This window comes from Kluyvera genomosp. 2, from assembly GCF_036759865.1.
Taxonomy (GTDB): domain Bacteria; phylum Pseudomonadota; class Gammaproteobacteria; order Enterobacterales; family Enterobacteriaceae; genus Kluyvera; species Kluyvera ascorbata_B.
Genome location: NZ_JAPKIA010000013.1, coordinates 132,427 through 151,844 on the forward strand (window position 1 = coordinate 132,427; position 19,418 = coordinate 151,844).

The following is a 19,418-nucleotide window of genomic DNA, read 5'->3' on the forward strand; positions in this document are numbered from 1 at the left end:
ATTTTGGCCTGAAAAAGGCAGTCCTGTTGGACAACGGCCCACAGTATAACTGATTAGTTCTGTGATAACAGGTCTTGACAAACGAAATTACGCAAACGTTTACCTTCAGGCTGCACAAGGGCTTGAGGAATAAAGCACTTGATAAGGTAAACGGATTTCTTTTCAGGATTGTGATGCGAATAATTCATGTTGTAACCGCGATGATGCATTGTCACAAAGAACCATTTACAAAGAAGGGTTATTTTTATAAGATGCATTTAACATGCAACAATAGATAACACGTAAGGAAAACCTGCCATGCTAGATGCTCAAACCATCGCGACCGTGAAAGCCACCATCCCGCTGCTGGTTGAAACCGGCCCGAAGCTCACCGCCCACTTTTATGACCGGATGTTTACCCATAATCCGGAGCTGAAAGAGATTTTCAATATGAGCAACCAGCGCAACGGCGATCAGCGTGAAGCGCTGTTCAACGCGATTGCCGCCTATGCCAGTAATATTGAAAATCTGCCGGCTCTGCTGCCAGCGGTGGAGAAAATTGCGCAGAAGCACACCAGCTTCCAGATTAAGCCAGAGCAGTACAACATTGTCGGTGCTCATCTGTTAGCGACGCTGGATGAGATGTTCAGCCCGGGTCAGGAAGTGCTGGACGCATGGGGTAAAGCCTACGGCGTGCTGGCCGGCGTGTTTATCCAGCGTGAAGCGGAGATCTATCAGGACAACGCCAACAAAACCGGCGGCTGGGAAGGCACTCGTGCTTTCCGCATCGTCAAAAAAATCCCGCAAAGCGCGCTGATCGCCAGCTTCGAAATGGAACCGGTAGACGGTGAGCCCGTCGCGGATTATCAGCCGGGGCAGTATCTGGCGGTCTGGCTGAAGCCGGAAGATTTTGCATTCCAGGAAATTCGTCAGTATTCACTGACGCGCAGCCCGAACGGTAAGGGTTACCGCATTGCGGTAAAACGCGAAAACGGCGGCCAGGTTTCAAACTGGCTGCATAACGCGGCAAAAGAAGGCGATGTTATCCATCTGGCTGCACCTGCCGGCGATTTCTTCCTGAATGTTTCCGCGCAGACGCCGGTTACCTTGATTTCCGGCGGCGTCGGCCAGACGCCGATGCTGGCGATGCTGGATAGTCTGGCCAAACGCCACCATCCGGCGCAGGTAAACTGGTTCCACGCGGCGGAAAACGGTGAAGTTCACGCCTTTGCGGATGAAGTGAAGGCCCACGGCGCAGCGCTGCCGCACTTCCGCTCGCATGTGTGGTATCGCACGCCAACCGACGCCGATCGCGAGGCAGGTGCCTTTGATAGCGAAGGCCTGATGACGCTGGCCCCGCTGGCAGAAAGTCTGCAGGACCCGCAGATGCAGTTCTATCTCTGTGGCCCGGTAGCCTTTATGCAACACGCCGCGAAACAGCTGGTGGCACAGGGCATCAACGCCGAACGCATTCATTACGAATGCTTCGGGCCGCACAAAGTTCTGTAATTATTTCTTTCCAGGCGGGCATGATTGCCCGCCTGCCTCTCCCTGCCAACGCTCGCTGAGGTCAAAAAAACGGGTAGTTAATTGTGTTATGATTAGGCCTCTATCCTATTTTTTATCCTTTGGCGATTCATTTATATGCAACAACCGGTCGTACGCGTTGGGGAATGGCTGATCGCACCCTCTATTAATCAAATCAGCCGCCCTGGACAACAGCTCACCCTGGAACCTCGATTAATCGATTTGCTGATGTACTTTGCCCAGCATCCGGGTGAAGTGCTGAGCCGTGATGAACTGATCGATAATATCTGGATGCGCAACATGGTGACCAGCCACGTGGTCACCCAGAGCATTTCTGAACTACGCAAGTCGCTTCGCAGCGGCGATGATGGTCACGCTGAATACATTATAACCGTCCCGAAACGCGGCTATCAGCTGACGGCAGAAGTGACCTGGCTCGATGAAACCGACACGGGTGCCGATATCCCGCCGCCGGCAACATCCCCTACCGCAACAGCAACCGTACCCACAGCGCAGCCCCTTCCCGCCCCAGAAAATACGCCCGCTGCTGTGACGCAGCCAGGAGCCCAGCGTCGCTGGTTTTCCAGCTTCTGGACCCAGTGCGCCTTTTTACTGTCGCTGGGCGTGCTGATTGCCATGGTGCTGCTGACCGTCGTTCGTCCGCATCCACAGATTACGCGCTCGCACCTGCTGCTCAACCCGCGCGATATTGATGTGCGCTTCGAGCCAGGGGTGTCATGCAATAACTGGGCATCACAGCAGGCCTACGCTATTGGGCTGGGAACGCTGATCACCACATCGCTGAACACTTACTCCACCTTTATGGTGCACGACAAAACCAACTATAACGTTAACGAGCCCAGCAGTTCGGGGAAAACGCTGACCATTAGCTTTGTGAACCAGCGCCATTACCGCGCGCAGCAGTGCTTTATGTCGGTGCTGCTGGTCGATAACGCCGACGGCTCGACCATGCTTGATAAGCGCTATTTCGTCACCGACAGCAACCTGGTCTCCATTCAACGCGATCTGTTCGATAGCCTTTCCACCGCGCTAACCCAGCCGTGGCCAGAGCAAGTACAGGAGCAACTGGCGCATCTGGATCTCACACGGCCGCTGTCGCTGGCGCAGTTTTATCAGGCGCTGCTGCTGATTTCTGACGGCGATGCGCCATCATTAACCAAAGCCAGCTCATTGCTGGATAGCATTATTAAGCAGTCACCAGATTTTGCCTACGGCTACGCGCAGAAGGCAATGGTTGATGTATTACGCCATTCTCAGCAGCCTTTTGATAGCCAACAGCTGCTGGCGCTCAGTAAAGAATTAGACAAAGTCGAAAAAATGCCGGAAATGCAAAATAGCGGCATCCTGTTCCGTATTCAGGCAATTAATGCACTGGGGACAGGGAACATCGATAGCGCCTATGAAGCGATTAATAAAAGTATCGATCTGGAAATGTCATGGCTGAACTACGTGATATTAGGAAAGGTATACGAAATGAAAGGCGAGAATCGTCTTGCAGCCGATGCTTATATTACCGCGTTTAATTTACGCCCCGGCGACAATACGCTGTACTGGATTGAAAATGGCGTATTCCAAACATCGATAGAAAAAATTGTTCCGTATCTGCAAACCTTCCTACCTAAAGAATCATAGCGAACGACATTGGGTTATTTTTACGGTTAACTAAAGCAATCAAAAATGTAATATTGATGTTGCCATAAGGTATTTATTGTTACCAGATGGCAACATCTCCCTCCAAAAATAAAATCACATACCTACTTGTAATTACTAATAATTTATCTTTTCGTGATATAAAGTTTTTATCCTGACATGTTAATGTCAAAAGCTAAAAACCTCATCTTTTTCAAGTTTGTGTTTATTTCACTTTTACTTTAGGACTTCCCTTATTCCGCTCAGTAACATGGTCGCCAGTTGGTCGGATCGCTCGCCATAGCTCACCTCGCGATCCGATCTTAAAAATACTGTTCAGGAGAAAAGAACATGAGTTCTGCCAAAAAGATCGGGCTATTCGCCTGTACCGGCGTCGTCGCCGGGAATATGATGGGGAGCGGTATTGCGTTATTACCAGCGAACCTCGCCAGCATTGGCGGTATTGCTATTTGGGGTTGGGTCATTTCTATTATCGGGGCAATGTCCCTGGCTTATGTTTATGCGCGACTGGCAACAAAAAACCCTCAACAGGGTGGGCCAATTGCCTACGCGGGTGAATTATCACCGGCATTTGGTTTCCAGACTGGTGTCCTTTATTATCACGCCAACTGGATTGGTAACCTGGCTATCGGGATTACCGCCGTCTCTTATTTATCCACGTTCTTCCCGGTATTAAACGATCCTATTCCGGCAGGCATTGCCTGTATCGCTATCGTGTGGGTCTTTACCTTTGTCAACATGCTGGGGGGAGCCTGGGTTAGCCGTTTGACCACTATTGGCCTTTTCCTGGTGCTGATCCCGGTAGTTCTGACCGCCGTGGTGGGCTGGCACTGGTTTGATATGGCCACCTACCATGCAAACTGGAACACCTCTACCAGCACCGATCCACACGCGGTGATTAAAAGTATTCTGCTGTGCCTGTGGGCGTTTGTCGGCGTGGAATCTGCCGCCGTCAGCACCGGTATGGTGAAAAACCCGAAACGTACCGTGCCGCTGGCCACTATGCTGGGAACCGCAATCGCCGGTGTTATCTATATTGCGGCAACGCAGGTTATCTCTGGTATGTACCCGGCTTCCGTCATGGCAGCGTCCGGTGCACCGTTCGCCATCAGCGCCTCCACCATTCTGGGCGGCTGGGCCGCGCCGCTGGTTTCTGCCTTCACCGCCTTTGCGTGCCTGACTTCGCTGGGCTCCTGGATGATGCTGGTTGGTCAGGCCGGGGTGCGCGCGGCCAACGATGGCAACTTCCCGAAAGTGTACGGTGAAGTTGATAGCAACGGTATTCCGAAAAAAGGTCTGCTGCTGGCCGCCGTTAAAATGACCGCGCTGATGGTTATCATCACCATCATGAACTCCAGCGGGGGTAAAGCCTCCGACCTGTTCGGTGAGCTGACCGGTATCGCCGTTCTGTTGACCATGCTGCCGTACTTCTACTCTTGCGTTGACCTGATTCGCTTCGAAGGCTTCAACATCCGTAACTCAGCAAGCCTGGTGTGCTCTGTGCTCGGCTGCGCATTCTGCTTCATCGCGCTGATGGGCGCCAACTCCTTCGAGCTGTCCGGCACCTTTATCGTCAGCCTGGTCATCCTGATGTTCTACGGCCGCAAAATGCACCAGCGTCAGCACAATGACAACGAAAACAATCCGGCTGAAGCGCACTAACCGCTAGCCCCTCCTATTTCTACAGGCCCTTCCTCCCCTGCCGCTAACGCGGTGGGAAGGGCCTCCTTTACCTGGAAACATGACTATGACTATGAATGTTATTGCTATCATGAACCACATGGGCGTCTATTTTAAAGAAGAGCCTATTCGTGAACTTCATCGCGCCCTAGAAGGCCTGAACTTCCAGATTGTCTACCCGAATGACCGTGAAGACCTGCTGAAGCTGATTGAAAATAACGCCCGCCTGTGCGGCGTGATCTTCGACTGGGATAAATACAATCTCGAACTGTGCGAAGAAATCAGCGCGATGAACGAGTACATGCCGGTATACGCTTTTGCTAATAGCTACTCCACTCTCGACGTGAGTCTGAACGATCTGCGCATGCAGGTTCGCTTCTTCGAGTATGCGCTGGGCGCCGCCGACGATATCGCCGCGAAAATCCGCCAGAACACCGATGAGTACATCGATACCATCATGCCGCCGCTGACCAAAGCGCTGTTCAAATACGTTCGCGAAGGCAAATACACCTTCTGTACGCCAGGTCATATGGGCGGTACCGCTTTCCAGAAAAGCCCGGTCGGCAGCATTTTCTACGACTTCTTTGGCCCGAACACCATGAAGTCCGATATCTCCATTTCCGTTTCCGAGCTGGGTTCACTGCTGGACCACTCCGGCCCACACAAAGAAGCGGAAGAGTATATTGCCCGCGTCTTTAATGCCGAACGCAGCTATATGGTCACCAACGGCACCTCCACGGCCAACAAAATCGTTGGTATGTACTCCGCGCCGGCGGGCAGCACCGTACTGATTGACCGTAACTGCCATAAATCGCTGACCCATCTGATGATGATGAGCGATATTACGCCGATCTACTTCCGTCCAACCCGTAACGCCTACGGCATTCTGGGCGGTATTCCGCAGAGCGAGTTCCAGCGCGCCACGATTGAAAAACGCGTAAAAGCCACGCCGAATGCCAGCTGGCCGGTGCATGCCGTTATCACCAACTCCACTTACGACGGTCTGCTCTACAACACCGATTTCATCAAGAAAACGCTGGACGTGAAGTCCATCCACTTCGACTCCGCCTGGGTGCCTTACACCAACTTCTCGCCGATTTATGAAGGGAAATGCGGGATGAGCGGCGGCCGTGTGGAAGGTAAAGTGATCTACGAAACGCAGTCTACGCACAAGCTGCTGGCGGCGTTCTCCCAGGCTTCCATGATTCATGTGAAAGGTGACGTGAACGAAGAAACCTTCAACGAAGCCTACATGATGCACACCACCACCTCTCCGCACTACGGTATCGTGGCCTCCACCGAAACCGCCGCGGCGATGATGAAAGGCAACGCCGGTAAACGCCTGATTAACGGTTCTATCGAACGTGCGATTAAGTTCCGTAAAGAGATTAAGCGTCTGAAAGGCGAGTCTGAAGGCTGGTTCTTCGATGTCTGGCAGCCGGAACATATCGATGGCCCTGAATGCTGGCCGCTGCGCTCTGACAGCGCATGGCACGGCTTCAAAAATATCGATAACGAGCACATGTACCTCGACCCGATAAAAGTCACCATTTTGACACCGGGGATGAAGAAAGACGGCACCATGGACGAGTTCGGTATCCCGGCAAGCCTGGTCGCGAAATACCTCGACGAACGCGGCATCATCGTTGAGAAAACCGGTCCGTACAACCTTCTGTTCCTGTTCAGCATCGGTATCGATAAAACCAAAGCGCTGAGTCTGCTGCGTGCGCTGACCGAGTTTAAACGCGCGTTCGACCTGAACCTACGCGTGAAAAACATCCTGCCAGCGCTGTACCGCGAAGCGCCGGAGTTTTATGAAAACATGCGTATCCAGGAGCTGGCGCAGAACATTCATAAACTGGTTGAGCATCACAACCTGCCGGACCTGATGTTCCGCGCGTTTGAAGTGCTGCCGGAAATGGAAATGACCCCATACGCCGCCTTCCAGAAAGAGCTGCACGGTGAAACCGAAGAGATCTATCTGGAAGAGATGGTGGGCCGCGTTAACGCCAACATGATCCTGCCGTATCCTCCGGGCGTACCGCTGGTGATGCCGGGTGAGAAAATCACCGAGCAGAGCCGTCCGGTGCTCGAGTTCCTGCAGATGCTGTGTGAAATCGGCGCACATTATCCGGGCTTCGAAACCGACATCCACGGCGCCTATCGCCAGGCTGACGGTCGCTATACCGTAAAAGTGCTGAAAGAAAACAACACGAAATAATAAAAGCAGTAAGGGAAGCGGCTTGCCGCTTCCCTTTTTTCACGCCGCAAGGAGTTCACATGAAAACACCCTCACAACCGCGCGCGATCTACTACATCGTGGCGATTCAAATCTGGGAATACTTCAGCTTTTACGGCATGCGTGCCCTCCTCATCCTTTATCTCACCCACCAGCTCGGCTTTAACGACAGCCACGCCATCAATCTTTTCAGCGCTTACGCCTCTTTGGTCTATGTAACCCCTATTCTGGGCGGCTGGCTCGCCGACCGCCTGCTCGGTAACCGAACGGCAGTGATTGCCGGTGCGATACTGATGACGTTCGGCCACGTGGTGCTCGGCATCGAGTCTGACGCAATCTGGAGTCTGTATCTGGCGCTGGCGATTATTATCTGCGGCTACGGCCTGTTTAAGTCCAATATCAGCTGTCTGCTCGGCGAGCTGTATGCGCCCGACGACCAGCGTCGCGACGGTGGTTTCTCGCTGCTGTACGCGGCGGGTAATATCGGCTCCATCGCCGCGCCCATCGCCTGCGGTCTGGCGGCGCAGTGGTACGGCTGGCACGTCGGTTTTGCACTGGCGGGCGTGGGCATGTTTGTTGGCCTGCTGGTCTTTTTAAGCGGTCACCGCCACTTCCGTCATACCCAAGGAGTGAACCGCCCGGCGCTGCGTGAGGTAAAGTTTGCCCTGCCAGCCTGGGGCTGGCTGCTGTTAATGCTGTGCCTTGCGCCTGTGTGCTTCACGCTGCTGCTGGAGAATGACGCGGCGGGTTATTTACTGGGCATCGTCTGCGCCGCCGCGGCGGTAATTGTCGCCCGCATCATGCTGCGCTTCCCGCAGCAGCGCCGCGCGCTGTGGCAAATCGTTTTGCTGATGCTAACCGGTACGCTGTTCTGGGTGCTGGCCCAGCAGGGTGGCAGCTCTATCAGCCTGTTTATCGATCGCTTCGTCAACCGCCGCTGGTTGAATATTGAGGTGCCTACCGCCCTCTTCCAGTCGGTTAACGCCATTGCGGTGATGTCCGCCGGTGTGGCATTGGCCTGGCTGGCTCGTCCGGAAGGCGGCATCAGTTCGACGCTGCGGGTATGGTTGAAGTTTGCCTTTGGTCTGGCATTGATGGCCGCAGGCTTTATGCTGCTGGCCCTGAACGCGCGTGGCGCACAGCTACACGGCCAAGCGTCGATGGGGATGATGATTGCCGGCCTGGCGCTGATGGGCTTTGCTGAACTGTTTATCGACCCGGTGGCGATGGCGCAAATTACCCGCCTCAATCTGCCCGGCGTCACCGGCGTGTTGACCGGCATCTACATGTTAGCTACCGGCTCGGTAGCCAACTGGCTGGCAGGCGTAGTGGCGCAGAAAACGACCGAGTCGCAGATTAGCGAAACGGCTATCGACGCCTACGGGCATTTTTTCTCGCAAATGGGGGAATGGACGCTGGGCTGCGTGGCGCTAATCGTGGTGGCGGTTGCGTTGAAACGTCTGATGCGTTCGTCCAGCATACCTTTAGCACAGACCGACGAGTGATTAAGGCAGTAGGCCGGATAAGGCATTGATGCCGCCATCCGGCAAGCTGCGCAGGTTACGCCGGATGGCGCTGCGCTTATCCGGCCTACATCCCAGGATGAGTTTTGCGGATTAGATTGCCGCGTCATCCTCTTCACCGGTACGGATACGAATAACGCGCGCTACGTCAAAGACGAAGATTTTACCGTCGCCGATTTTGCCGGTTTGCGCGGTACGGATAATGGTATCGACGCAGGTATCAACAATATCGTCAGTCACCACGATTTCAATTTTCACCTTCGGCAGAAAGTCCACCATGTACTCCGCGCCGCGGTACAGTTCGGTGTGGCCCTTCTGGCGACCAAAGCCTTTCACTTCCGTTACCGTCATACCGGTGATGCCAACTTCCGCCAGCGCTTCACGTACGTCATCCAGTTTGAAGGGTTTAATAATCGCATCAATCTTTTTCATGGTGTTCCTGTCGTTTTTATCGCGTAACCGGTTGCTCACCGTATCATAAATCACTCGTATGTACGGTGCTACTCTTTAAAGTCGTTGGCATCCAGTTCATGACGCGACAGCAGCTTGTAAAATTCGGTACGGTTGCGGCCCGCCATTCTCGCGGCGTGAGTGACGTTGCCCTTGGTGATTTGCAGCAGCTTACGCAGGTAGTTGAGTTCAAACTGATTGCGCGCCTCAACGAAGGTCGGCAACGCCGTGTTTTCACCTTCCAGCGCCTGCTCCACCAGCGCATCGCTGATGACCGGCGAAGAGGTGAGCGCCACGCACTGCTCAATCACATTGACCAGCTGGCGCACGTTGCCCGGCCAGTTGGCCGCCATCAACCGCTTCATGGCATCGGTGGAAAAGGCGCGGACAAACGGCTTATGCCGATCGGCCGCCTGGCGCAGCAGGTAGTTGGCCAGCAGCGGAATGTCCTCGGTACGCTCGGCAAGCGTCGGGAGCTTGAGATTGACCACGTTCAGGCGGTAGAACAGATCTTCGCGAAACTCGCCGCGCGCCATCGCCTTCGGCAGATCCCGGTGGGTCGCGGAGATAATCCGCACGTTAATGTCCAGATCGCGGTTGCTGCCTAACGGGCGGACTTTGCGCTCCTGCAGCACGCGCAGCAGCTTCACCTGCAGCGGTGCGGGCATATCGCCAATTTCATCCAGAAACAGCGTGCCGCCTTCGGCCGCCTGGAACAGCCCTTCGCGGTTGCTGACCGCGCCGGTAAACGCCCCGCGCGCATGGCCGAACAGTTCAGACTCCAGCAGTTGCTCCGGTAGCGCGCCGCAGTTAATTGCCACGAACGGCTTGGCTCGGCGCGGGCTGGCGTTGTGAATCGCCTGCGCCAGAATCTCTTTCCCGGTACCGCTCTGGCCGTTAATCAGCACGCTCACGTCCGACTGCGCCACCATCTGTGCCTGCTCGAGCAGACGCAGCATCAGCGGGCTGCGGGTCACAATCGCTTCTCGCCATTGCTCATCGTTCGCCGGCGACGTGCGCTCCAGCGCTTCGTCGATGGCCTTATAGAGCGCGTCTTTATCTACCGGCTTGGTTAAGAAGCTGAACACCCCCTGCTGGGTGGCAGAGACCGCGTCCGGAATCGAACCGTGGGCGGTAAGGATGATCACCGGCATCCCCGGCTGCACTTTCTGAATTTCGCTGAACAGCTGCATGCCGTCCATTTCGTCCATGCGCAGATCGCTGATCACCAGGTCGATGCGCTCTTTTGCCAGCACGCGCAGCCCCTGCTGGCCGCTTTCTGCGGTATCCACCCGATAACCTTCGCTGGTCAGACGCATGCCCAGCAGCTTCAACAGGCCGGGATCGTCGTCGACCAACAGCAGGTGCGCGGGTTTACGGTTACTCATTTTTATCCTCATCAGATGCCGCTGGGTGCGAGATATCCGCCCCCGGCTTGCGGCTGGAGAGCTGACGCTCAATATCCGTCAGATTTTGCAGTTTACGGGTAGTGAGCTCCAGTTCGGCCTGAAGCTGCTGCTGCTGCTGACGCAGCGCATCGAGCTGGCCGTCGCTGGTTTCCTGCAGTTTGCTGTAGCGCAAACGCTCTTCAGAGAGCGACAGCTGTAGCGCCTGCCCATCTCGCCATACCTGGTAAAGCGGACGAATACGCGAAGGAATTTGCGAGCTTAACGCATCGATGTCGCCCACCAGCTGGCGGCGTTCTGCCGGGGTGATTTTCGCGTTCGCCAACAGGATGCCGCGCTTGAGCGCTCCCTGCCAGCGATCGGCAGCCTGCGCGCTGGCCTCGGCGCGCGCGCGCGTCGCCGACAGACGATCGGCGCAATCCATGCCGCGCAGCCAGTAAAGCGGGTTATTTTCAGCGGTGTCGCCGTTTAGCGACCAGATATCATCGCAGTCGGTCGACTGGTAATCCGCCACCTGCTGGCGCGGCTCGCTGCCCTCGCCGCTGCCGCCGTTATGATGCGGCAGCAGCGTGGCGTTGCAGCCCGACAGCATCAGGCAGGCAACGCCAATCAGGCCGCTACGCCACCGGCGGAGCCGTCGACCGGTACGTGCTAATAGTTGGGGCATAGTCACTCGATATCGATTTATGTGGTTGTTTTTTCGAGCCCTGGTGCCGGAAGCTCAATGCGAAAACAGACGTTACCCTCACGGGAGTCGAGAAGATGCAGCTCGCCGTGCATTTTCCGCACCGAGTCGCGCGCCAGGCTTAATCCCAGGCCGCTTCCTTTCACCGCACCTTTGCGCTGATGGCTGCCCTGGAAGAAGGGCTCAAAAATCATTAATTTTTCTGCGTCCGGGATTGGCGTGCCCGTATTGATGACATCAATAGAGACACGCGAACCTTCCCGGCGGCTACGGAGATAAATGTTACCGGATTCAGTGCCATAGTGCACCGCATTCGAGTACAGATTATCCAGCGCATTCATTAATAGCGTGGGCTCTGCCAGGCAGCCTGCCGCCTGTAAATCGACCTGCGTGTGCATCATTTTAGCGCGTGCCGGCAGGCTGTGCGCGGAAACCACCATATCCACCAGCGGCGCCAGCGCAACATACTCCATGCGAACGGCCGTCTCACTCAGCTTGCGGTTGTAGTCCAGCAGCTGTTCAATCAGCGTTTGCAGGTTGCGGCTGCTGCTATCCAGGATAGCGACCACCTCTTTTTGTTCGGCGCTGAGCGGCCCTACCACCTGGTCCGCCAGTAGCTCGGTGCCTTCACGCATGCTGGCCAGCGGTGTTTTCAGTTCGTGGGAAAGATGACGCAGAAACTGATGGCGCTGTGACTCCAGCCACGACAGGCGCTCGCTAAGCCAGATAATACGCTGGCCAACAGAACGCAGCTCACGTGGCCCACGGAACATCACCTCGCCGTCCAGCGACTGTCCCTCGCCCAGACGGTTGATCATACTCTCAATGCCCTTCACCGGGCCGATAATCATTCGGGTGAACAGCAGCACCATCGCCAGGCTCACCAGAAACAGCACCAGCGCCTGCCAGCCGAAGAACTGGCCGCGTTCAGCGATCGCCTGCTGTAGCTGCTGCCCACGGGAGAAAACCACGGTGCGGGTGGCCTGCACCAGCTCACCGTTGGCGCTGGAGAACGCTTCAAGTTTCGCCACCGCCTGCTTTTCCGGGCCGCTGTTGGTGCATTGTAGGGTTGTCAGATCGTGAAGATTTTGCCGTAGCCGCTGGTAGAGCGTGTCGTCGGGCAGCACGCCCGCGTGCGCCTCCAGCATGTCGCTATAGCGTTTACGCTGATTCTGATACACCTTCGCCAGCGTCGGATCGTCGAGCACGCAGTACTGGCGATAGCTGCGCTCCATATCCAGCGCCACGTTGGCCATCGCTTCGCTGCGGCGGGCATCAATCAGCGTCGTGCGGTTGGTTTGTTCGGCCTGCGCGCTGAGCATATTCAAGCTTTGCCAGGCCTGCCATGCCAGCACCAGCAGCGGCAGCAGAATCAGCAGGAAAGCGAGCGTCACCAGTTGGCGAAGCGAGCGTGGAGAAAGTGAGGGGCGTTTCAAAAGAGGTATCTCAGTGAATCAACTTACTGGAATGCTAACTGAGGATATCGACGAGGGAAAGGCCAGAAATAACAAAGCCGGGCATAAGCCCGGCTTTGTTATGGAATAAGGCGGTGCCTAACTCAACGTTTCGCCCGATGGTTGATAAAGCAGCGCTATTATCATTTGCTGGACGGCAGGCACCTTGTTGTGCGTCATTCTAAGTTTATGTAGCACGTCCCGAAGGGGCTGACATAAGAAGGTGAATGAGCCACTGGTTATTATTATGCACGATGCGTGCCACATTTCAAAACAATATATTAACACACTGATAAATATGAAAAATACACCAATCACCCTGGAGAGTTCACTGGGCGGGTTTTGGTAATACTGTCGCCAATTAGCAACACTTAAAATCAATCACAAAAAAGTACATATAAATCATTGAATTAAATGTCTCCTTTTGGCGACATCATAACATCACCAATGTCGGGGTTTGCCGACACTCTTGATCGGGCGGAACGACGCACATTGCCGGATGGCGGCGTAAATGTCTTTATCCGGCCTGCAGATAAAAAAGCCCCTCACCAGGAGGGGCTTGATTCGTTAAACGTGAGTCTTAGCCGAGCTGCTTACGCGCATTGCGGAAAATACGCATCCACGGGCTGTCCTCGCCCCAGTTTTCCGGGTGCCAGGAGTTAGCCACGGTGCGGAACACGCGCTCCGGGTGCGGCATCATTATGGTCACGCGGCCGCTCTCGTTGGTGACCGACGTAATACCGTTCGGGGAACCGTTCGGGTTCGCCGGGTAGGCTTCGGTCACCTTGCCGAAATTGTCAACGAAGCGCAGCGCGACCAGACCTTTACTCTCAAGCTGAGCAAGGTGTGCACCATCGCGAACCTCCACGTGGCCTTCACCGTGAGAAACGGCGATCGGCATCCGTGAGCCTTCCATCCCGGCGAGCAGCAGTGACGGGCTGCTGGCCACTTCGACCAGGCTGAAGCGCGCTTCAAAACGGTCAGAATGGTTACGAACAAAGCGCGGCCACAGGTCGCTGCCCGGGATCAGTTCACGCAGGTTAGACATCATCTGACAGCCGTTACACACGCCCAACGCCAGCGTCTGAGGGCGATGGAAGAAAGTGGCAAACTCATCGCGCACGCGGTTGTTGAACAGAATGGATTTCGCCCAGCCCTCGCCCGCACCGAGCACGTCACCGTAGGAGAAACCGCCGCAGGCCACCAGCGCCTGGAAGTCAGCCAGACCTGTACGGCCGGCCAGCAGGTCGCTCATATGGACGTCAATGGCATCAAAGCCCGCACGGTGGAAGGCGGCCGCCATCTCCACGTGCGAGTTGACGCCCTGTTCACGCAGCACGGCCACTTTCGGGCGCGCACCGGTCGCAATGTAAGGCGCCGCCACGTCAGCTGCGATATCAAAGGTGAGCTTCACATTGAGGCCCGGGTCGTTATCGTTCGCTTTCGCGTCGTGTTCCTGATCGGCACACTCTGGGTTATCGCGCAGACGCTGCATCTGCCAGGTGGTTTCAGCCCACCACATACGCAGCGTAGTGCGGCTTTCGCTGAATACCGGCTGACCGTTGGCAGTCAGGGTGAAGCGGTCACCTTCAACGGCTTTACCGAGGAAGTGTACACAGTCTGCCAGGCCGTTGGCCGCCAGAATCGCTTCTACCGCTTCACGGTCAGCGGCACGAACCTGAATCACCGCGCCCAGCTCTTCGTTGAACAGCGCCGCCAGACGATCGTCGCCAAGCGTTGCCACGTCAGCTTCCACGCTGCAATGACCGGCAAAGGCCATCTCCGCCAGGGTCACCAGCAGGCCGCCGTCGGAACGGTCGTGATAGGCCAGCAGCTTACGCTGCGCAACCAGCGCCTGAATCGCCTCGTAGAAGCCTTTCAGCTGCGCAACGTCGCGCACGTCGGCCGGTTTATCGCCCAGTTGACGGTAGACCTGCGCCAGCGCGGTCGCACCCAGCGCGTTATGGCCCTTACCAAGGTCAATCAGCAGCAGGGCGTTATCTTCGGTGACCAGCTGCGGCGTGATGGTGTGACGCACGTCTTCCACGCGGGCAAAGGCGGAAATGACCAGCGACAGCGGCGAGGTCATTTCGCGCTGCTCGTTGCCTTCCTGCCAGCGGGTTTTCATCGACATGGAGTCTTTGCCCACCGGAATAGTCAGACCCAACTGCGGACACATCTCTTCGCCGATCGCTTTCACCGCTTCGTACAGCCCCGCGTCTTCGCCAGGGTGACCTGCCGCCGACATCCAGTTTGCCGAGAGTTTAATGTGTTTGATGTTGCCAATCTGGGTCGCGGCGATGTTAGTCAGCGCTTCGCCTACCGCCAGACGGGCGGAAGCCGCGAAGTCCAGCAGCGCAACGGGCGCACGCTCACCGATAGACATCGCTTCGCCGTAGTAGCTGTCGAGGCTGGCGGTGGTCACCGCGCAGTTGGCTACCGGGATCTGCCACGGGCCGACCATCTGGTCGCGCGCGACCATGCCGGTGACGGTACGGTCGCCAATGGTCACAAGGAAGGTTTTCTCTGCCACGGTTGGCAGGTGCAGCACGCGGTTCACCGCATCGGCAATCGTAATGTGTTCACGGGCAAGCGCTTCGCCTTTCGCTTTCAGCGTCTGCACATCGCGAGTCATCTTCGGCGTTTTGCCGAGCAGAACGTCGAGCGGCATGTCGATTGGCTGATTGTCGAAGTGGCTGTCGCTGAGCGTCAGGTGCTTCTCTTCGGTGGCTTCACCGATGACCGCGTACGGCGCGCGTTCACGCTTACACAGCTCATCGAACAGCGGAAGCTGGTCAGCGGCTACCGCCAGCACGTAGCGTTCCTGGGATTCATTACACCAGATTTCCAGCGGGCTCATGCCCGGCTCATCGCTCAGGATGTCGCGCAGCTGGAATTTCCCGCCGCGTCCACCGTCGCTCACCAGTTCCGGCATGGCGTTAGACAGACCGCCTGCGCCCACGTCGTGAATAAACAGAATCGGGTTGGCATCGCCCAGCTGCCAGCAGCGGTCGATCACTTCCTGACAGCGGCGTTCCATTTCCGGGTTGTCGCGCTGTACGGACGCGAAATCGAGGTCGGCGTCAGACTGGCCGGAAGCCATTGAAGAGGCCGCACCGCCGCCAAGGCCGATATTCATCGCCGGGCCACCGAGCACGATCAGCTTCGCACCTACCACGATCTCGCCTTTCTGGACGTGATCGGCGCGGATGTTGCCGATCCCGCCCGCCAGCATGATCGGCTTGTGATAACCACGCAGCTCTTCGCCGTTGTGGCTGTTCACTTTTTCTTCGTAGGTACGGAAGTAACCGGTCAGCGCCGGACGACCGAATTCGTTGTTGAACGCTGCGCCGCCCAGCGGGCCGTCGGTCATGATATCCAGCGCGGTCACGATACGATCCGGTTTGCCGAAATCTTCCTCCCACGGCTGTTCAAAGCCAGGGATACGCAGGTTAGAAACGGAGAACCCCACCAGCCCCGCTTTTGGCTTCGCGCCGCGGCCGGTAGCGCCTTCATCGCGAATTTCCCCGCCGGAGCCGGTTGCCGCGCCCGGCCATGGAGAGATAGCCGTCGGGTGGTTATGGGTTTCTACCTTCATCAGGATGTGCGCGGGCTCCTGATGGAAATCGTAGCGTCCGGTTTTGTGGTCGGCAAAGTAGCGGCCGACTTCAGAGCCTTCCATCACCGCGGCGTTGTCTTTATAGGCAGACAGCACGTGATCCGGCGTGGTTTCAAAGGTGTTTTTGATCATCTTAAACAGCGACTTCGGCTGCTGTTTACCGTCGATAATCCAATCGGCGTTAAAAATCTTGTGACGACAGTGCTCGGAGTTCGCCTGGGCGAACATGTACAGCTCGATGTCGTTCGGGTTGCGACCCAACTTGGTGAACGCATCCTGCAGGTAGTCAATTTCGTCGTCCGCCAGCGCCAGGCCAAGACGAATGTTGGCATCAATCAGCGCCTGACGGCCCTGCCCCAGCAGATCCACGCTGGCAACCGGTGCAGGCTGGTGATGAGCAAACAGTTTTTCGGCATCCTGCAGCGAGTCAAATACGCTCTCCATCATGCGATCGTGCAGTTCTGCCGCCACCGCGCCGAGTTGCTCAGCGGTCAGACTCGCGGCATCAACATAGTAGGCAACGCCGCGTTCCAGCCGCAGCACCTGATTCAGGCCGCAGTTATGTGCGATGTCGGTAGCTTTGGAAGACCAGGGAGAGATAGTGCCAGGGCGGGGAGTGACGAGCAGCAGTTTACCGGTAGGGGTATGGCTGTTCAGGCTTGGGCCATACTGCAACAATCGCTCAAGTCGGGCCCGCTCATCTTCGGTCAGCGGCGCGTCCAGGTCGGCAAAATGGACATACTCGGCGTATATATTGCTTACCGGGAGGTTGGCTGCCTGAAACCGCGTCAGCAGTTTGTTAATACGAAATGCAGACAGTGCAGGCGAACCACGCAGAATTTCCATCATAAGTCTCTCGTCTTCTCAGCTTTCAGTGTGCGCAATGGGGGAGAACGGCGGCTATTATAGAGAATCCTGCGGCCTGACGAAACCGTTTGCGTGGAAATAAAATCATCGTCCATCTTTAACATTCGGTGTGACGCGACTCGCGAATCAGTTGCCAACTGGCGCAATCTTAAGCAAAATGCCGCTCATTCTATAGCAACCCGCATCGTTATCAGGGAAACAAACTGGTATCAAAGCGAATTAACTATTTGAAAAAACTAAAGATTAATTATCTGCTGATCGGCGTTGTAACGCTGTTGTTGGCAGCGGCCCTTTGGCCCTCAATCCCCTGGTTTGGCAAACCAGAGAATCGCATCGCCGCCATTCAGGAGCGGGGGGAGCTGCGCGTCAGTACCATACTGTCGCCGCTGACCTACACCACGGTCAACGGCAAAGACTACGGCCTCGATTATGAGCTGGCCCAGCAGTTCGCCGACTACCTTGGCGTTAAGCTGAAAATCACCGTTCGCCAGAACATTAGCCAGCTCTTTGACGATCTGGACCACGGCGACGCCGATATGCTGGCCGCGGGGCTGGTTTACAACAGCGAGCGCGTGCAGAACTACCAGGCCGGCCCCACCTACTATTCCGTGTCGCAGCAGTTGGTTTATCGCGTCGGCAGCCCGCGTCCCCGCAGCCTGGGTACCCTCACCGCCGGGCAGCTTACCGTCGCGCCGGGCCAGGTCGTCATCAACGATCTGCAAAGCTTAAAAGAGAAGACGTTTCCTGAGCTCAGCTGGAACGTAGACGAAAAGCGCGGCTCGGTAGATTTGATGCAGGCGGTCATCGATGGCAAGCTCAGCTACACCATCGCCGATTCTGTCGCTATCGGTCTGTTCCAGCGCGTCCATCCAGAGCTGGCGGTTGCCCTCGACGTCACTGACGAACAGCCCGTCACCTGGTTTAGTCTGAAAGACAACGACAACACGCTCTCCGCGGCCATGCTCGACTTCTTCAATAATATGAATGAAGACGGGGCGCTGGCTCGCCTTGAAGAGAAGTATCTCGGCCACGGCGATGATTTCGACTATGTGGATACCCGCTCATTCCTGCGCGCGGTGGATAACGTGCTGCCAGACCTGCGGCCGCTGTTTGAGAAGCATGCCAGCGAAATCGACTGGAAGCTGCTGGCGGCCATTTCCTACCAGGAGTCGCACTGGGACCCGCAGGCCACCTCCCCCACCGGGGTGCGTGGGCTGATGATGCTGACGAAAAATACCGCGCAAAGTTTAGGCCTGAGCGACCGTACCGACGCGGAACAGAGTATCAGCGGCGGCATGCGTTATTTACAGGATATGATGACCAAAGTGCCGGACAGCGTGCCGCAGGAAGAAAAAATCTGGTTTGCGCTGGCGGCCTACAACATGGGCTATGCCCACATGCTCGATGCCCGTGCGCTAACGGCGAAACAGAAGGGGAATCCGGATAGCTGGGCTGATGTCAAACAACGCCTGCCGTTGCTGAGCCAGAAACCCTGGTACAGCAAGCTGACCTACGGCTACGCGCGCGGCCACGAGGCCTACGCCTACGTCGAGAATATCCGTAAATATCAGATAAGCCTGGTAGGCTATTTGCAGGAAAAAGAGAAGAAGGCCACCGAACAGATGGCGATTGCCGAGGCCTATCCGGCGGTCTCGCCGGATGAGCTAAACCGTAATCACTACGGCCTGTTTTCCTTTATGCCGACGCCGAACCACAGCGACGCGCTGTCATTCTTAATGTCGAAGCATAAATAAGTTATTCCGCCGGCAGATTTGCCGCTTTCGCCGCCTGCTTCAGTGCCTTCTGCTGCTGGCGGCGGTGGCGGAAGAAATCGCTTAGCATCGCCGAGCATTCATCGGCCAGCACCCCTTCCGTCATCTCAACGCGGTGATTCATTCCCGGGTGATGCAGCACGTCAATCAGCGACCCAGCCGCGCCGGTTTTAGCGTCGCGGGCACCGAACACCAGACTGCCGATTCGGCCGTGGACCATTGCGCCTGCACACATCACGCAGGGCTCCAGCGTGACGTACAGCGTCGTGTCAATCAAACGGTAGTTCTGCAATACCAGCCCCCCCTGCCGCAGCGCCATAATCTCCGCGTGCGCGGTAGGATCGTGACGGCCGATCGGGCGGTTCCAGCCTTCACCAATCACCTGATTGTTATGCACCAGCACCGCGCCAACCGGCACCTCGCCTTCTTCCCAGGCGCGTTTAGCCAGCACCAGCGCATGGCGCATCCAGTATTCATGGTTCTGTTCAATGTCAGACAACGTCGGGACTCCAGGTGATAAAACGCGGCGCATTATACACAATATCC

General features: G+C 56.3%; 12 protein-coding genes. 6 read left to right on the forward strand and 6 right to left on the reverse strand.

Going from position 1 to position 19,418, the window contains the following annotated elements; translation table 11 throughout:
* Positions 1-297: 297 nt before the first annotated feature.
* The 5 genes from hmpA to dtpD all read left to right on the forward strand — a co-directional run bounded on the left by hmpA (position 298) and on the right by dtpD (position 8,601).
* The gene (hmpA, locus tag V6942_RS15505) at positions 298-1,488 is read left to right on the forward strand and encodes an NO-inducible flavohemoprotein (protein ID WP_182930182.1); all 1,191 of its coding nucleotides are present in this window, start codon (positions 298-300) and stop codon (positions 1,486-1,488) included.
* Between the two features lie 135 nt (positions 1,489-1,623).
* Complete coding sequence (gene cadC, locus V6942_RS15510; protein WP_333501444.1) at positions 1,624-3,159, forward strand: lysine decarboxylation/transport transcriptional activator CadC; 1,536 nt, start codon at positions 1,624-1,626, stop codon at positions 3,157-3,159.
* Between the two features lie 348 nt (positions 3,160-3,507).
* Positions 3,508-4,839, forward strand: a complete 1,332-nt coding sequence (gene cadB, locus V6942_RS15515) for a cadaverine/lysine antiporter (RefSeq protein WP_106924068.1) — start codon at positions 3,508-3,510, stop codon at positions 4,837-4,839.
* 91 nt (positions 4,840-4,930) lie between these two features.
* Positions 4,931-7,078, forward strand: a complete 2,148-nt coding sequence (gene cadA, locus V6942_RS15520; protein WP_106924434.1) for a lysine decarboxylase CadA — start codon at positions 4,931-4,933, stop codon at positions 7,076-7,078.
* Between the two features lie 59 nt (positions 7,079-7,137).
* Positions 7,138-8,601 (forward strand): dipeptide permease DtpD, encoded by a 1,464-nt coding sequence (dtpD, locus tag V6942_RS15525; RefSeq protein WP_333501445.1) that lies wholly within the window; start codon positions 7,138-7,140, stop codon positions 8,599-8,601.
* Positions 8,602-8,712: 111 nt separating this feature from the next.
* On the opposite strand, the gene glnB is transcribed toward dtpD, so the two are convergent.
* From glnB to purL, 5 genes are all read right to left on the reverse strand, one after another.
* Positions 8,713-9,051 carry a nitrogen regulatory protein P-II gene (glnB, locus tag V6942_RS15530; RefSeq protein WP_002914032.1) on the reverse strand — a complete coding sequence of 113 codons (339 nt, stop codon included), beginning with the start codon at positions 9,049-9,051 and terminating at the stop codon, positions 8,713-8,715.
* A 68-nt stretch (positions 9,052-9,119) separates the two neighbouring features.
* Positions 9,120-10,457: a two-component system response regulator GlrR gene (glrR, locus tag V6942_RS15535; protein WP_182930178.1), complete on the reverse strand. Its 1,338-nt coding sequence runs from the start codon at positions 10,455-10,457 to the stop codon at positions 9,120-9,122.
* Positions 10,450-11,142 (reverse strand): two-component system QseEF-associated lipoprotein QseG, encoded by a 693-nt coding sequence (qseG, locus tag V6942_RS15540; protein WP_182930177.1) that lies wholly within the window; start codon positions 11,140-11,142, stop codon positions 10,450-10,452. Before qseG ends, glrR begins: the two co-directional genes overlap by 8 nt.
* A 17-nt stretch (positions 11,143-11,159) precedes the next feature.
* Entirely contained in the window at positions 11,160-12,596 is a 1,437-nt protein-coding gene (gene qseE / locus V6942_RS15545) for a two component system sensor histidine kinase QseE/GlrK (RefSeq protein WP_333501446.1), read from the reverse strand.
* A gap of 598 nt (positions 12,597-13,194) precedes the next feature.
* Positions 13,195-17,082: a phosphoribosylformylglycinamidine synthase gene (gene purL / locus V6942_RS15550; RefSeq protein WP_333501447.1), complete on the reverse strand. Its 3,888-nt coding sequence runs from the start codon at positions 17,080-17,082 to the stop codon at positions 13,195-13,197.
* A gap of 245 nt (positions 17,083-17,327) precedes the next feature.
* Here purL and mltF point away from each other — a divergent pair, with 245 nt between their 5' ends.
* Entirely contained in the window at positions 17,328-18,854 is a 1,527-nt protein-coding gene (mltF, locus tag V6942_RS15555) for a membrane-bound lytic murein transglycosylase MltF (RefSeq protein WP_106924061.1), read from the forward strand.
* A 1-nt stretch (position 18,855) separates the two neighbouring features.
* Here the strand turns inward: mltF and tadA are convergent, their stop codons facing one another.
* Complete coding sequence (gene tadA, locus V6942_RS15560) at positions 18,856-19,404, reverse strand: tRNA adenosine(34) deaminase TadA (protein WP_106924060.1); 549 nt, start codon at positions 19,402-19,404, stop codon at positions 18,856-18,858.
* Positions 19,405-19,418 lie beyond the last annotated feature (14 nt).

Coding starts and splice junctions, on each gene's coding strand:
- hmpA (WP_182930182.1), top strand. CDS start 298: ATGCTAGATGCTCAAACCATCGCGACCGTGAAAGCCACCATCCCGCTG.
- cadC (WP_333501444.1), top strand. CDS start 1,624: ATGCAACAACCGGTCGTACGCGTTGGGGAATGGCTGATCGCACCCTCT.
- cadB (WP_106924068.1), top strand. CDS start 3,508: ATGAGTTCTGCCAAAAAGATCGGGCTATTCGCCTGTACCGGCGTCGTC.
- cadA (WP_106924434.1), top strand. CDS start 4,931: ATGAATGTTATTGCTATCATGAACCACATGGGCGTCTATTTTAAAGAA.
- dtpD (WP_333501445.1), top strand. CDS start 7,138: ATGAAAACACCCTCACAACCGCGCGCGATCTACTACATCGTGGCGATT.
- glnB (WP_002914032.1), bottom strand. CDS start 9,051: ATGAAAAAGATTGATGCGATTATTAAACCCTTCAAACTGGATGACGTA.
- glrR (WP_182930178.1), bottom strand. CDS start 10,457: ATGAGTAACCGTAAACCCGCGCACCTGCTGTTGGTCGACGACGATCCC.
- qseG (WP_182930177.1), bottom strand. CDS start 11,142: ATGCCCCAACTATTAGCACGTACCGGTCGACGGCTCCGCCGGTGGCGT.
- purL (WP_333501447.1), bottom strand. CDS start 17,082: ATGATGGAAATTCTGCGTGGTTCGCCTGCACTGTCTGCATTTCGTATT.
- tadA (WP_106924060.1), bottom strand. CDS start 19,404: ATGCGCCGCGTTTTATCACCTGGAGTCCCGACGTTGTCTGACATTGAA.